9 protein-coding genes are annotated in these 15,041 nt (G+C 52.5%); 4 read left to right on the top strand and 5 right to left on the bottom strand.

Annotation, left to right across the window (positions count from 1 at the left end; all coding sequences use genetic code 11):
* The 5 genes from lacNas_RS06220 to lacNas_RS06200 form a co-directional block, all read right to left on the bottom strand.
* Positions 1 to 425, bottom strand: a 425-nt coding sequence (locus lacNas_RS06220; RefSeq protein WP_244661429.1) for an OB-fold nucleic acid binding domain-containing protein, incomplete at its 3' end; no start/stop codon positions are given.
* A gap of 63 nt (positions 426 to 488) precedes the next feature.
* Entirely contained in the window at positions 489 to 983 is a 495-nt protein-coding gene (locus lacNas_RS06215) for a hypothetical protein (protein ID WP_201330770.1), read from the bottom strand.
* A complete protein-coding gene (dinG, locus tag lacNas_RS06210) occupies positions 970 to 3,768 on the bottom strand; it encodes a helicase C-terminal domain-containing protein (protein ID WP_201330769.1) in 2,799 nt (932 codons plus the stop codon). The genes lacNas_RS06215 and dinG overlap by 14 nt, the downstream gene beginning before the upstream one ends.
* A gap of 28 nt (positions 3,769 to 3,796) precedes the next feature.
* Positions 3,797 to 7,480: a helicase-exonuclease AddAB subunit AddA gene (gene addA / locus lacNas_RS06205; protein WP_201330768.1), complete on the bottom strand. Its 3,684-nt coding sequence runs from the start codon at positions 7,478 to 7,480 to the stop codon at positions 3,797 to 3,799.
* A gap of 26 nt (positions 7,481 to 7,506) precedes the next feature.
* Entirely contained in the window at positions 7,507 to 11,043 is a 3,537-nt protein-coding gene (locus tag lacNas_RS06200) for a PD-(D/E)XK nuclease family protein (RefSeq protein WP_201330767.1), read from the bottom strand.
* A 131-nt stretch (positions 11,044 to 11,174) separates the two neighbouring features.
* Here lacNas_RS06200 and mvk point away from each other — a divergent pair, with 131 nt between their 5' ends.
* From mvk to lacNas_RS06180, 4 genes are all read left to right on the top strand, one after another.
* A complete protein-coding gene (gene mvk, locus lacNas_RS06195; RefSeq protein WP_201330766.1) occupies positions 11,175 to 12,086 on the top strand; it encodes a mevalonate kinase in 912 nt (303 codons plus the stop codon).
* A 54-nt stretch (positions 12,087 to 12,140) separates the two neighbouring features.
* Positions 12,141 to 13,100: a diphosphomevalonate decarboxylase gene (gene mvaD, locus lacNas_RS06190; RefSeq protein ID WP_201336152.1), complete on the top strand. Its 960-nt coding sequence runs from the start codon at positions 12,141 to 12,143 to the stop codon at positions 13,098 to 13,100.
* Between the two features lie 64 nt (positions 13,101 to 13,164).
* Entirely contained in the window at positions 13,165 to 14,247 is a 1,083-nt protein-coding gene (locus lacNas_RS06185) for a phosphomevalonate kinase (protein ID WP_201330241.1), read from the top strand.
* 10 nt (positions 14,248 to 14,257) lie between these two features.
* Positions 14,258 to 15,041: beta/alpha barrel domain-containing protein (locus lacNas_RS06180; RefSeq protein WP_201346695.1), on the top strand; the 784-nt coding region annotated here is incomplete at its 3' end.

The raw sequence follows: 15,041 nt of genomic DNA, 5'->3' as shown, positions 1-15,041 counted from the left end.
GTAGCCTTGAAGATGCGGTTTCTGATCTGCATGATGGCAAATGGCCGGCGGCTTCTCAGCCACAGGTGCCGGTGGTCCAGCAGGAAGTCGATCCCGTGTTCCTTGTTGGTGATCGGGTAGCCTTCGTTGTTTGACACGACTTCCAGGTCGCTGATCTGGATTTCGTAGCCAAAGTGAGACCGGGCATCTTCATGGATGGTCCCGGTGATGTAGAAGCTTGCTTCCTGGCGCAGGCCCTTGGCTGCTTCAAAAACTTCCTCGCTGACGGCGTTCTTGCGGACAACCCCTTGGAAGAAAGCCGTGCCGTCTCTCAATTGCAGGAAGACGATCTTGCCGCTGGAACGCTTGTCGGTCAGCCAGACATGCATCCGGACTTCTTCATCAACGTGCTTGCTTGATTCTCTGATTGAAATCAATTCTGTCATTATTTAAATTCCACCTCAAATTTGTTTAACTCTTTCAATCATAGCAGATTTTTCGCGGCGCTTCTATAATTTATCGACCAGAGAGAGCTGCTTTCCGTCTTTAAATCGGTACAAAACATAGCAGTAGCTGCCGTCGCTGTTGGTTGCCGTGACTTCCCAGACGGCCTGCTTCTTGTACCAGCCCAGGTTGACTTCCTTGACCGTCTTCTTCGGGTAGGCCTTCTGGAACTTGCTCTTGACCGTGCTCTCGCTTACGCCGTCTCCAGCTGAGTAGTAGTAAGCCTTGTGGCTGCCCGGCAGGTAGATGAAGTAGGCCGCCTTGCCCTTGCTCGTCTCCCCACTGGCCGCGTAAGAACTGACGCCCCGGTTGAGGTGGTAGTAACTGGTGATTTTCGTCATGGAAGTCCGCTTGACCAGCTTGGCGACTTTCGCGTTGTGCTGGCTGTAAGGCTTGGCTGCCTTGGCCACGACCGCGACCGTTCCCGCGTAGAGCAGAAACAGGAAAAAGACCAGCCAGGCCAAGTATTGCAGGACGTTTTTGACTTTATCGTTGAACATGTTGCCTCTCGAACTTTAACTTCTTTTTTAATTCACTGATTTTTATCTTTTGAACTGGTGCCGGCAGGCTGGACCGGAAATCCGGGCCATAGCTCTTGGTCCAGATCCGCGGATCCAGGATCAAAAACTGGCCATAGTCATCCTCGCCCCGGATCAAGCGGCCGCATCCCTGCCGCAGGCGCAGAATCGCCCTTGGCAGCGAGTCTTCCTGAAAGACGTCCCAGCCCCGCTGCGCCAAATAGTGCTGGCGCAGGCTGACTTCCGGCAGGTCCGGTGACTCAAACGGCAGACGGGTCGCGATCACCAGATCGATGCCGCAGTTGTGGAAGTCGACGCCTTCCCAGAAGCTGTCCGCCCCCAAAAGAATTGACTGCTGGGCAATCACGAAGCGGCGGGTGATCCGTTCATTTGACCCGGTTAGCCCCTGGGCCAGGAGTTCATAATCCTTGACCCGCGGGTCATTGAGCAGGTCGAGATAGAGCTGCTTGATCATGTCCAGGCTGGTAAACAGGCACAAGATGTGCTTTTGCCCGCTCAAATCCCGGGTCAAAATCCGCTTCAGTTCTTCCAAAAAGCCCGGACTGTCCGGCTCCGGCTGCCCCTCGCCCAGGGCCAGAATTTCAAGGTGCTGCGCCATCGGGAAACTGGCCTTGCCCTTGTAGCAGACCAGACCCTGGCTTGGCAGGGCCAGCACCTGCTTGGCAAAATCAAAATTGCCGTCATTAGTTATTGTCGCACTGATCATGCTGATATGGTCAAAGCGGTCGTAAATTTTATGCAATTCTTCAGAACTGTCCAGGCTGAGCCAGTGCAGGTTGCTGCTCAAGGCATCTTCTGGGTTGCTGACGTTGACCACGAAGCCAAGATGATCCAGTAGCGGCTGGTTTAAGAGATCTGCCAGCTGGTAACCCTTTTCCGTGTAGAATTCCAGCCGGTCGACCTGGTCGTTTAATTCTGCCAGCAGCGATTCCTCATCCGTCAAAAAGCGGTCCTTCTCCTGCTCCAGCAGGTAGCGGATCTGGTTGGTATGGATTCGGACCTGCTCCAGTTCCTGCTGGAACTGCCGCAGCAGACCGCGGAAAGGCGAATCCGGCGGAAAGAGGTCGCTGCCCTGCATGGTCAGCTGCAGGCTCTTGTTTGGCAGCAGGACCCGGCTGATCGCCTGGCCCTTGTGCTGGTAGAGGTACTTTTGCATCCGGTTCAAAGTGTGGATCAGATCCAGGCTTTCCTGGTCCAGCAGGTCAAGCATGAACTGCAGCTGAACGTTTTCAGAGCTCTGCTTGAGCAGGTTGTTGTCAGTGAAATACAAGAGGTTGCGCAAGTGGCTGATGCTGCCCCAGATCGCTTCCAAGCGCAGGGAGTCCGTCCGTGCTGTCTGCAGGTTTTCACTGAAGCGGTGGGCTTCATCGATTACCAGGTAAGGATTCTGCCCCCAGATGGAGTCCATGTAGTGGTTGACCAGGTAGGCATGGTTGGTCACCAGGATATTGGCCTGCTCCTGCCGGCGCCGGGCCAGGTTCCAAAAGTCGACCGCGGCAAACTGGCTGGCAACCCGGGCATCCCCCGGGTGCTTGAGCTGGTTGAAGATCGGCAGCTGCTCGCTGGTCAGCTGCAGCTCGTCTAAATCGCCAGTCGTCGTTTCCGTCAGCCAGACCAGAATTTCCATCTGCAGGATCAAGGTCGCCTTGTTGGGCGAATTCTGGTAAAGGCTCTGGGCAAAGCCGTCCAGGTCGAGGTAATGGCTGCTGGATTTGACCATTTCCGCATTCAAGCCCAAGCCCGTAACCCGCAGCAGCTGCGGAATTTCCTGGTCCAGGAGCTGCTGCTGCAGGACCTTGGTCGGCGTGGCAATCACCAGTTTTTTCCCGGAATAGAGCTGGTAGGCATAGGCAAACAGGTAGGCAAAAGTCTTGCCAGTTCCGTTAGGCGCTTCAGCCAGCATGACCCGCTGGTCCCCTTGCTCAATAAAGGCATGCAGCTGGTCGATCAGGTCCACCTGGGCCTGGCGGTAATTGATTTTCCCCTTGAAAAGCCGGCGCTTGTCAGCCTGCTTTTGCGGAAAGCTGCCGTTTTCGCCGTGCGGCACCGCTGGAATCTCCTGCCGCTTCAAGACCAGGTTGCGGACCTGCATCTTGTCTTTGGGCAGCTTGCGGCGCACCTGGCGGGACTGGTCAGCGATCTCCTTGATCACGTAGCCCGTGTCCCTGATCAAGCCGCCAGACAGAGAGCCCAGGACATTCAAAGTGGCCTGGGGCAAAGAGGCCAGCTTGTCGATGATCTTCAAAAGCAAGACGGCCGTGCCGTAGGCATCAGAATCCGCCTTATGAGGGTTGGTATGCTTGATCTCCAGGCTGGCCGTTAAATCCCGCAATTTGTAAGAAGGCAGGGTCGGAAAGGCGATCTTGGCCAGTTCAACCGTGTCGACTGCCTTGCAGGTCAAGGCATCAAAGCCGGCATTGGTCAACTCGTAATTCAAGAAGGGAAAGTCGAAATTGACATTGTGGGCCACGAAAACCGTATCCTGCAGAATCTCGCGGATCTTCGGGGCATAGTGCTTGAAATCCGCTTGACCAGCCACCATCTTCTGGTTGATCCCAGTCAAATTAGTCACGGCCAGTGGAATTTCCCGGTGGGGATTCATCATAAATGAATATGTCTTGACCACTTCGCCATTTTTGACCAAGGCGCAGCCAAACTGGATGATCCGGTCCCCCTCCTCTTTGCGCGTCCCGGTCGTTTCCAAGTCAACGACCGCGAAAGTTTCGCCGGCAAAAAAATCCGCCATTTTCCGCTCCTTTCACTTCTAAAAACTTCTAATCAACCTCAACAATTTCCCGGCAGCTCAGCAAAACCAGGTACTTTTTCAAAACAGGCAGGCGGCCAGATTCATTCAAGGCTCTTTCATACAGGCGCAGCTGCCCTTGGTACTTCTGCTTCAGTTTCTGAATTGCTTCATCCTGCTTGCGCGGGTTAACGTGGTCAGTCTTGTAGTCAAATAAAATGATACCATTCTCTGCTTCATAATAGCCATCGATTGTCCCATGAACCAAAATTTCTCCTGGAAAATCGCTGAAATCTTTAAATAAAGTCTTTGGCGACAAAATGGTGGCAAAATTTTCCTCCCGGTAGAGCCGGTCTGGGTGCTGGTAGAAGTCCTTGGCAAAGTCGCTCTTGACGAACCAAGACAAGGCTTCCCTGTCCAATTTGTCCGCCAAAGTCTGACTCAGCCGGCCCTTTTCAACCAGGCTGGCAATGCAGCTGTCAATAGCATCCCTGTCCCCCTTGGCATAGTCATAATATTGCAAGACCAAGTGACTGGCCGTCCCCAGTTCAGCTGAGCTGACCGTGTTTTGGAAAAGGAAGTCGGGTTCAGTGTCGATCGGCTGCAAGTAGCGGTTGGCTGAGCGCAGTTCAGAAATGTGGGAGTCTGCCAGTTCGTCTTCGATCGGGTCGCCAAAAGCCTTCTTGATTTCAGACACCGCCTGGTAAGCCGTGGTCCGGCTGGCATCCAAGTACGGGTAGCCGCCCTGGCTGAAAGCATAGAGCTTTTCCGCCTGCTTAAAGACGGCTTCTTCGTCTTCAGTCAAGTCCTCCCCGCTATTAGCCGCGGCTTCAGTTGCTGGCAACTGAGCCTGGTCTTTTTGCGGATCAAAGTGCACGAAAACCAGATTTTCTTCTTTGCCAGCTGCCAAGTCACTGACGGCTTTTTCTCCCAGCCTCTTTACTTGCTTGGCGTGGGCCAAGGCTGGTGCCAAAAAGTCCAGGGGCTTGGCCACCTTCATCTTGTCCAAAAGCGGCAGGCGGCCAGCGGAAATTTCCTTGGCCCACTTCTCTTCCAGGCCCTCCAGGTCGCTTTTGGCCGGCAGCTTGATATTTGCCGCCAAAATCAGCTTCTGCTTGGCCCGGGTCAAAGCCACATAAAGCAGGCGGGCTTCTTCTTCCAGCAGCTTCTGCTTTTTGGCGATCTTCAGCCAAGCATTGACCAAAGTATCCGCCCGGTATTCCGCTTCATCAAATGGGTAGGCAAAAGACAAACCCAGCCCGCTTGCATCCAGAACGTAACTGCCAGTAATGTCTTGCTGATAGTTGTAGCGGTGCTCCAGGCCCAGGACAAAGACCACCGGAAATTCCAGCCCCTTTGAAGCGTGGATGGTCAGCAGCTTGACTGAATTGTCGGCATTTTCGCTCAAGACCGGCTGGGCCAGATCCTTCTGGTTCTTCCGCATTCTGGCAATAAAGTTGATGAACTGGTAGAGGTCCTTAAAGCCAGAGCTTTCATAAGCACTAGCTCTTTCATACAGGGCGGTCAAATTGAGCCGGCGCTGCTGGCCGTTGGGCATGGCCGTCACGATTTCCAAAAAACTGGTCCATTCATAGATGGTCCAAAGCAGTTCAGAGATCCGGTGGCTCAAGGCAAAGTCCCGCAAGTCCTGCAATTGGTCCAAAAAGTCCCGGCAGCGGGCAGCCAAATCGCTGTCTTTTTTAGAATAAGTTCTCAAAGCCGCATAGAAGCTGACGCTCTTGTTGACCAAGCGGATTTCAGCCAAATCAGAACTGGTAAAGTTGAAGATCGGAGACCGGAGAACTGCCACCAGCGGAATATCTTGGTCTGGATTGTCAATGATCTTCAAGTAGGACATGATGACCGTCAATTCAAAGGTCTGGAAGTAGTTCTGGACGTCCATGACAAAGAGCGGGATCCCGTAGCGATCAAATTCCTGCTTGATGTCCAGATTGCTGGTCTTTGATCGGGTCAAAATGGCGATGTCACCATAGCTGATTGGCCGGGTCTGTCCGGTCTTTGGGTCAAAAATTGGCGTCTGGTCGTTAATCAACTTTTGGATCCGGCTGATCACCATGGCCAAATCGCCAAGGTCCAATTCCCCGTCGTCTTCTGAAGCTGACGAATCTTCCTGATAGAGGACTTCGGTTTCTGTCGGCAGGGCCGCTTGGGGATCATAGCCAGCCGCGAATTTCAGCTGTCCTTCGTTTTTGTAGTCGATTCCGCCAAAGTCCTTGGTCAAGAGGCTGTCAAAGATCAAGTTGACGGCCTGGGTGACCGGCTGGCTGGAACGGAAGTTTTCGGCAAAAATAATTCTCTTCTTGCCCGCAGCATTTTCCTGGCCATACTCGTCGTATTTGGCGATAAAAAGACTGGGTTCAGCCTGGCGGAAACCATAGATTGACTGCTTAACGTCCCCGACCATGAAAAGGTTGTTTTTCCCGTCTTTTTTCAGCTGCTGGATCAAGCCATCCTGCAAGGCATTGGTATCCTGATATTCATCGACCATGATTTCCTTGAAGCGGTTTTGGTAGTAGGCCCGGGCCAGATCGGAATTTGAGCTGTCCTGGGTCAGAATTTCATAGGCCAATTGCTCCATGTCGCTGAAGTCCAGGACCCGGTCATTCCGCTTTAACGCATTGAAGCGGTCAATAAAGGCCAGCTCGACTTCAGCGGCCGCCTTCGCAATATCTGCCCCCTTGGCCAACAAAGCCTGCTGATCAGCATTGCTGTTAGCGTAAAAACTGGTGTAGACATTGAAGACCAGTTGCTTTCCCGCTTCCTTGACTGCTTTTGCCTCCTCGACAAAGTCAGCGATATCCTTGTTGGTTCGCAAGGTCCCGGCAAACTGGCAGGCAGCCAGCAGCTCTCTTTGCCGGTCAAAGGGGTCGTCTGTAGCCAGGCTTTCCCGGTAGCTGGAAAGGCTGGCGGCAAAAGCCGTAAAAGCTGGCTGGTACTTGGCAAACTTTTCATGGTCAAAGTCTGCTTCTGCCATTAAATCCGTCAGCTTGTCAGCCAGATTGGAAAATTCTTCTACCAGATAGGGCTTGATCTTCTTCTGCCACAAGGGACTGTCAACCACGTCGCTGGTTACCAGCTGATATGGATCTGCCAATTTTTGCAGCCAGTCCCGGTAGTGCGGCCGGGCTATGGCATACTGGTATAAATCTAGGAGCAGGTCTCTGGCCGCGTCAGCGTTACTGTCACCGGCAAAAGCATCGTAAAAGGCCCTAAAGCGGTCTTTTTTCTCCTGGTCCTCATTTTGCAGGTAATCATTCTCGACATCTCTCAGAGCTCTTTCCTTCAACAGCTCGATCTGGGTCGCGTCAGTCAGAATGCTGAAGTCCGGGTCAATGTCGATCACAAAGTAAAAGCGGCGGATGACGTCCAAACAGAAAGAGTCAATCGTGGAAATGATCGCGGTATCGATCTCGGCCAGCTGCCGGCGCAAAAAGTCGGCCTGGCTGCTGTCTTTTTCTTCTTGCAGGCGCTCTTGCAGACGCTGCTTGATCCGCTGCTTCATTTCACTGGCCGCTGCCCGGGTAAAGGTAATGACCAAAAGCTGGCCAACTTCCAAGTGGTCTTCCATAATTTCCCGGATGACCCTTTCAACCAAAACGCTGGTTTTGCCTGAACCTGCCGAAGCCGAGACCAAAAGGTCCTGTCCCCGGCTTTCAATGGCGCTGGCCTGGTCTGGTGTGTATTTTACAGCCATTCTTTTTCCTTTCTATAAAACTTGCCTTATTTTTCCTGCCCCAGCCGCTTTTCAATCAAGGCCAGCAGATCCGCCTTTTTCAGGTTTGGCAGATCCCGGTAGGAGTTGCTTGGCAGCTGCTGGTCAAAGTAGAAGATGTCCTTGTAGTCACTGTATGCAAGGCCAGTGTTGTTTCCTTGCCGGAAAGGATTCAAGGCAATTTGCCCGCTCAAAATTTCGCTGGCGGCGTCTTCAATTAGAGCTTCGACATATTCCAGCAGTTCTTCCATTTCGTCTTGGCTAAAAAAGTTGTCTTTTTTGCCAAAAGTGCCGCTCTTATTCAGCTTAAGGCCCCGGTAGACCGGACTGGTTGCCTTTTTCTCAAGAACCTGGTCAACTTCTTGGTACCAGGCTGGCTCACTGACAAAGACCCCGGACAGCTTCAACTTGTCCTCCCCGCCCAGCATGCTCTGCTTCAGCTGCAGCTTGCTGTCAAACAAGGCAGTCGAGGAAGAGTTGACGGAATTCAGCTTGCGGGTGACATACTGGTAAAAGGCCCCCAAAAGGTCAAATTGCCGCCCGCCGGCCAGCAGGTCCCGGTTCTTTTCCAAGACGTCCAGGTAAGCGATCATCTGCAGATCCACCCCGCTGGCAAAACGAGCCAGGTTGAAGCTGTGGTCTGAAGACTTGTAGTCGATCAGCTGGCCCAAGACATGCTGGTCCCCGTTAAAAAGGTCGACCCGGTCGATCTTGCCCCGGAGGCTGATCTTCCGCTTGCCGGCAAACTTCTTCAAAGGCAGGACCAGGCCGGCCAGCTTTTCCGTAGGGCCAAAGGCCAGTTCCCCGTAAGTAGCCCGCATCTTGTTTTCCTGCTGCTTTCGCCGGTAGTTTTGGGCCACCTTGCTGGTCGTCTTGTCAAAGGCTTTAAAGAGATATTCATTGAATGGATCGCGCAAGAACTGCTGGTAGAGCGGCTCTTGCAAGATCTCGTTTCTGACTTCTTTGAGCAAAAGCTCCAAGTCCAGCTCACTGATCTTGTCCATCTCAAGCTCCCGCTTTTGCATTACCTTAAGCAAAAGCTCAAAGGTCCGGTGGAAGTAGTTGCCGGACTGGATGGCATTCAGTTCATTTTCTGCCCGGGGCCGCAAACGGAGGCCATAGTTAAGGAAGTATTCAAAAGAATTCTGGTAGTAGCTTTCCAGCTGGGAAACCGATGACAAAAGGTCTTTGCCATACAAGCGCTCAGCCAAATCTTCCGAGATGTCTTGCGGATTGTTGTCGTAAGCCATCCCTTCCGCGATCTCCGCTGTTTTTTCTTCTTCATACTGCCGGCTCAGTTTGATCAATTTGCTGACCAGGGGACTTTGGGCAGAATTTTCCTTGGCATAAGCCAAGTAGCCCAGACTGGCCCTTGGGCTGGTCAAGAAGAGCAAAAGCTGGCGGGCAAATTCGGTCCGGCTCTTTTCGCCCTTGTCTGGCAGGTCCCTTTGCCGGTATTCCCGGCCATTAACCATCGTCAGCAGGCGCTTGAAGTAAATAGAAGGATCCAACAGATCGTTATTTGAATTGATTACCGGATAAGAAATATAGACCCGGTCAGAGGCCAGGGCCAAAGCATTGCCAAATTGGTATTCCTGGTCCAGGTTGCGGAGCTGCTGGCTGTCTTCCAGGTAAGCTTCCTGGTCAAAAAAGTCAGCCAGATTGGCCAGGTTTTCCGTGGTCAAAAAGTTTGGCTGGTCGCTGATCTGCGGCAAACTGCCATTGGCCGCCCCGATAATGAAGACCTGCTTGTAGCCGCTGGTCTGCACCATCCCGTATTCTGACAAAGTGACAGCATCCAGGCTGGCTGGAATCGTCGCGAAATTGGCCTGGCTGAAGGCAGCCGTCAGCATCTTGAAAAAGTCAGCCCAGGCAAAGTTTTCCGGGTTGACCAAAAGGTAGTCTTTCAAAAGGGACAAAAGCAGATTCCAGCACTGCTCCGGCTGCTGGGCCTGCTGCAAATCCCCGCTTTCACTGGCCTTTAAGCGCCAGGCTTCCAGGCGGCCACTGACCCCGTTTTTGACCAGGAAGTCAAAGAAGAGCTTGACAGCAGTCACGCTGTCTTTTTCACTTTTTAGCTGACTGGAAAGACGGGAGAGCTTGCTGACAAAAAAGTCCCGCAGCTTGTCCAAGCGCTCCAGGCGCTTTTGATACTGGTCCTGGTCTAGAGCAATCACCTGGGCCTTGGTGAAGTCGCTGAGGGGCTTCTGCCAAAGGCTGTACTTGATTCCGTGGGCCAGGGCAAAGTTTTCCAGCTGGTCGACGTCACGCAAATACGCTGCTTCCCCTGCAGCTTCGTCCCCTTCCAAATACCAAGCCGGGATCAGCAGGCGGGTCTTCATGATGCTCAAAAGCGCTGGCGTATCGCCTGGCTGCTGGAGGAGCTTGCCCAAATTTTCCAGCAGGATTACCAAAGGATGGTATTTCATCTGCTGCTGCAGGTCGTCAAAGAAGGGAATCTGGTTTTGCCGCAAGATCGGAGCCAGGTAAGTTTCATATTCTTGCAGGTTCGGGGCCAGAACCAGGAAGTCCCGGTACTGGCAGCCCTTTAAAGCCACCTCGTCATAGATGGTCCGGGCCACAAAATAAGCTTCAGCATAGCGGGAATCCGCCTTGACCAGCTGGAGGTTGTTTAAATCCGGCACGCTTTCCCCCTGCCAGGCCCGGTTCAAATCCTGGGCCGGACTTTTTGGGCTGGCAATTTTTTCACTTTCCCAGGCAAATTCGTGCGCGGTGAAATATCCAGTCAAGTCCCGGATCGTCTTCTGAACCACGTAGTCGTATTCGCCTGCTACAGGTTCAAGCATGCTGCCGTCAGCCGTCTTGAAAGCAAAAGTCATCTCGCTGGCAAAAGCTGCCAGCAGCTGCATGGTCATTTTTTCTTGAATGGAGAAATGAGAGAAATCAGTCACATAGAAGCTGGCCTGGCTGACCAGGTCCGGCCGGTTGGCCAGGAGCTGGTTCAGCTGGATGTTCAGTTCATCCTTGGTGGCGAAGTGCTTGTCGCTGACAACCTGCAAAAAGTCTTGGTAGATCAAGTCCAGATCGTGCAGCTTGTCTCTGGTTTCATTATCCAGGTCCAGGGCTACCGCCGGGTCAGCTGCCCGCTCCAACAGGCTGCCCAAGTCCAGCTGGCCAGTATGAACTTGCAAAATGGTGCTGTAGACTTGCTTGATCATGCCAGAATTGGCATGGGTGTTTTTGAAAAGCAGCAGGTCATCTCTGCGCTTATCGATAATCTGCTCCAAAATCATGGTCGCGGCCGCGTCATCCAGGCTTTCTGGCATGAGCAGGTCAGCTTTTTTAAAGAAAAACCAGGCCAGGCGGGAGAAAGACAAGACGTGCAGGTTCTTGACGCTAGTCTCCTTTCGCCCTTGAAGTTGGGCAACTTTGCCTATTGCAGCAACTTCTGTGTTAAACTTGATATGGTTTGGAACAATAATAAAAGTATCTTTGCCGGGCTGGGCCAGATAATTTCGGGCAGCCCGGTCGATAATTTCAGTTTGCAGGGGATCGGACTGTCTGCCGGTTATAATTTTGATCATTGCTTCCACTCCTTTGTTGACTGATCGATCATCTAAATTTTATCAATCTCTTTCCTTTTTGGGAAATGATTGCCATTGATTCTAAGCAAACATTAAGCGAACTAACAAATTGATTTTTGAGGTGATTCTTTTTGCAGACTTCATGTACTGCTCATGGAAAAGTGATTTTGATCGGCGAGCATTCCGTTGTTTACGGCTATGACGCCCTGGCCATGCCAATTCAGGCTCTCTTCATCAAGACGACCGTCAGTGATTATGCCGGTCCGGTCTGGATGGATACCAAGCTCTATCATGGTCCTTTCTTTGAGGCGCCAGATGACTATAACGGGCTAAAGTATGTCGTCAAGGAGCTTTTTGCCAGAAGCGGGAAAAGTCCCCAGATCAAGCTTACCTACACCGGAGAAATCCCGATGGAGCGCGGGCTCGGCTCTTCAGCCACCGTTGCCTACGGCACTACCGTAGCCTTGAGCCAATTCCTGGGTCTTGAGCTGAGTGAAGATGAAGTTATGGAAATCACCAACCAGGCAGAAACGATCAACCACGGCAAAGCTTCAGGCTTGGACGCGGCAACGGTCAATTCTGACTATCTGGTATTTTTTAATAAGCAAGATGGAGTTAAAAAGCTTTCTTCCAAATTAGGCGCCAGCCTCTTGATCATGGACACCGGTGACCTGGGCAATACAAAAGAGGCCGTCACCATGGTCGCCAAGCAGCTAAAAGCATCACCTGCCGCTCAAGCAAGAATGCGCCAGCTGGGCCAACTTGCTGACGAAGTCAAAGCCGCCTGGCTGGCCCAGGATCCGGAAAGAGTCGGCGCCCTGTTCAGCAAGGCCCAAGAGCTTTTAGCCTTCTTTAATTTGTCAACAGGAAAGATCGACCGGATTTGCCAAATTGCCCAAAAAGGCGGAGCTTTAGGCTGCAAATTATCGGGCGGCGGCCTGGGCGGGATCGTTATCGCCCTGTGTAAGGATGCTGGCTCTTGTGAGCAAATTGCTCAAGCCTGTCAAGCTGAAATCAGCAACTACTGGATTGAAGAAATCTGATTTTTGACCAAATGTATTTAAGCAAAAAACACACAGTAAAGGAATGTGAAACAGATGAGTAAAACTGCCCGTGCCCATACCAACATCGCCCTGATCAAGTACTGGGGCAAAAAAGACGCCAAGCTTCGCCTGCCGCTCATGTCCAGCCTGTCGATGACCCTCGATGCTTTTTACAGCGACACCAAAATCTCAGACAGTGAAGAGATGGCCTTTAAATTGAACGGCCAGACCGTTTCCGGTCCAGCTGCTGACCGTGTTTTTTCCTACCTGCGCGCCATGCAGGACCGCTTCGGGGTCAAGGGAGAGTTGGCCGTTGAATCAATCAACCAGGTGCCAACGGCAGCCGGGCTGGCTTCGTCAAGCTCAGCTTTCGCGGCCATGGCAGCTGCTTTTGCCGATCACTACCAGTTAGACCTTGACAGGCGCGAACTCTCCCGCATGGCCCGGATGGGGTCTGGATCGGCTTCAAGATCTGTCTTCGGCGGCTTTTCCGTCTGGCAAAAAGGCGACAGCGACGAGACTTCTTATGCCTACCCGCTTGATGAAAAGCCGGAAATGGACCTGCGGCTTTTAGCCGTCGAAATCAACGACCAGCAAAAGAAGATCTCCTCCACCAAAGGCATGGAAATGAGCAAGAGCTCGCCTTTTTACCAGCTGTGGCTGGACCGCAACGATGAGGAGCTGGCCGAGATGGAGGATGCGGTCAAGCGCGGCGACTTCACCAAACTGGGCTCACTGGCTGAACTGAATGCCAGTGAAATGCATGCCTTGACCTTCACGGCGCGGCCAGGTTTCAGCTACTTTGAGCCCAACACCATCAAAGCCATCAAGCTGGTTCAAGACCTGCGCCAGCAAGGGCTGGAGTGCTACTACACCATCGACGCCGGACCGAACGTCAAAGTCCTTTGCCAAAGAAAAAATTCTAAAGATATTGTTAATAGCTTTGAGTCGTCCTTTGATCGTGTTAAGATTATTGAGGCAGGTTTTGGTCCAGGAGTCACTCTGTTGGACTAAAGCTTATTTAATTGGATATAATGTCTAAAGTTAGAAAATAAAAAGGATAAGAGGAAGAGTTTTTTTGATTACTGAAAAAGCGCCAGGCAAGCTTTACATTGCCGGTGAATACGCCGTTTTGGAACAAGACTGTCCGGCAATTTTGGTTGCCCTGGACCAATACGTTAGGGTTTCAATCAAGCCAAGCAACAGCGATACCGGCTTAATTCACTCCAAGCAATATTCCCAGGATTCAATTCACTGGGTGAGACGGGGCTCGAAGATGGTAATTGACAACCGCGACAATCCTTTTGAGTACATCTTGTCGGCGATTTCTTTTACTGAGAAATACTGCCTCGAACAAAAGGTCAAGATGAGCGTCTACGACCTGTACGTCAACTCGGATTTGGATTCAGCCGATGGCAAGAAGTACGGCTTAGGCTCTTCAGCTGCGGTCACTGTTGCCACGGTTAAGGCGATTTTGCACTTCTATGGTGTTCAAGCCACCAACGATTTGGTTTACAAGCTCTCCACTATTTCCCACTATTCAGTGCAAGGCAACGGCAGCGCCGGCGATATTGCCGCCAGCGTCTACGGTGGCTGGATCGCCTACCAGACCTTCAACAAGCTCTGGCTCAAGGAAGAACTGGCAGCCAAGTCCCTTTCAGACGTGGTCGGCGAAGCTTGGCCGGGTCTGAAGATTCAGCAGCTGATCCCCCCGAAGGGCATGAACCTGCTCATCGGCTGGAGCCAGCAGCCGGCTTCAACCTCCCGCCTGGTCGACAAGACCAACGCCAACAAGAACAACCTGCGGGCCGAATACGCCAAATTCCTGGCCGATTCACGCAAGTGCGTTCTGAAGATGATCCGCGGCTTTGAAGAAGCCAACATCGCTTTGATTCAAAAGCAGATCGGCATCAACCGGCGCCTGCTACAGCATTTTGCAGCCATCAACAATATTGCAATCGAAATTCCCCGCCTGACGGAACTGATCGAAATCGCCAACAAATACGGCGGTGCAGCCAAGACCAGCGGTGCTGGCAACGGCGACTGCGGCATTGTCATCGTCAACAAGGACACCGATATCGACCACTTGCGCAAGGAATGGCTTAAGAACAACATCCTGCCTTTGGAATTTCATATTCACCAATCTGAATTAACCTATTAAGAGCATTGCGATGTCACAAAGATCTAAAAGAAAAGAAGAACATCTGGCTTTGACGCAGATGTTTTTTAATGCCCAAAAAACGAATTCCTTTGACCAGGTTCACCTGCTCCGGCCGGCCTTGCCCGAAAGCCGGGTTGACGCCGGCAGTATCAAAAGCAGCTGGTTTGGCAAAGAATTGGCCGCTCCCTTCTTCATCAACGCGATGACCGGAGGATCGGAAAAATCCCGGCAGATCAACCAGCAGCTGGGCCAGATCGCGGCTAAGCGCGGCCTGGCGCTGGCACTGGGATCAGCCAGCATTCTGACCAAAGAAGCCGACCAGCTTGAATCCTTTTACGTGGCCCGGGAAGCCGATCCCGACGGTCTCTTGATCGCCAACGTCAACCCGCTCACTCCCCCAGCGGATGCGGCCAGAATCGTCAGCGACCTAAAGGCCGATGCCCTGCAGATCCACCTCAACGTGGCCCAGGAAATCCCCATGCCTGAAGGCGACCGCGACTTCGTCTGGCTGGACCGGATGCAGGAAATCAGCGAGGCTGTCTCCGTTCCAGTCATCGTCAAGGAAGTCGGCAGCGGTCTGGATCCAGTCAGCCTGCGCAAACTGCAGGCAGCCGGCTTTAGCTGGTTTGATATTGGCGGCGCTGGCGGCACGAATTTTGCCCAGATTGAAAATTCCCGCAGCCCCTACCCGATGAATTATTTAAACGACTGCGGCCTGCCAACCGCTTTGGCCGCCTTGCTGGCGTCGCCGCTGACCGACCGCCTGATCGTTTCCGGCGGCGTCAGAAACCCGC

Source organism: Lactobacillus nasalidis, assembly GCF_016587775.1.
Classification (GTDB): Bacteria; Bacillota; Bacilli; order Lactobacillales; family Lactobacillaceae; genus Lactobacillus; species Lactobacillus nasalidis.
Note: the sequence above shows the minus strand (reverse complement) of the source record. Positions and strands in the feature narration are given on the sequence as shown.

Bases quoted from the DNA above. Each gene is read 5' to 3' on its own strand.
- lacNas_RS06215 (WP_201330770.1), bottom strand. From the start codon at position 983: ATGTTCAACGATAAAGTCAAAAACGTCCTGCAATACTTGGCCTGGCTG.
- dinG (WP_201330769.1), bottom strand. From the start codon at position 3,768: ATGGCGGATTTTTTTGCCGGCGAAACTTTCGCGGTCGTTGACTTGGAA.
- addA (WP_201330768.1), bottom strand. From the start codon at position 7,480: ATGGCTGTAAAATACACACCAGACCAGGCCAGCGCCATTGAAAGCCGG.
- lacNas_RS06200 (WP_201330767.1), bottom strand. From the start codon at position 11,043: ATGATCAAAATTATAACCGGCAGACAGTCCGATCCCCTGCAAACTGAA.
- mvaD (WP_201336152.1), top strand. From the start codon at position 12,141: ATGAGTAAAACTGCCCGTGCCCATACCAACATCGCCCTGATCAAGTAC.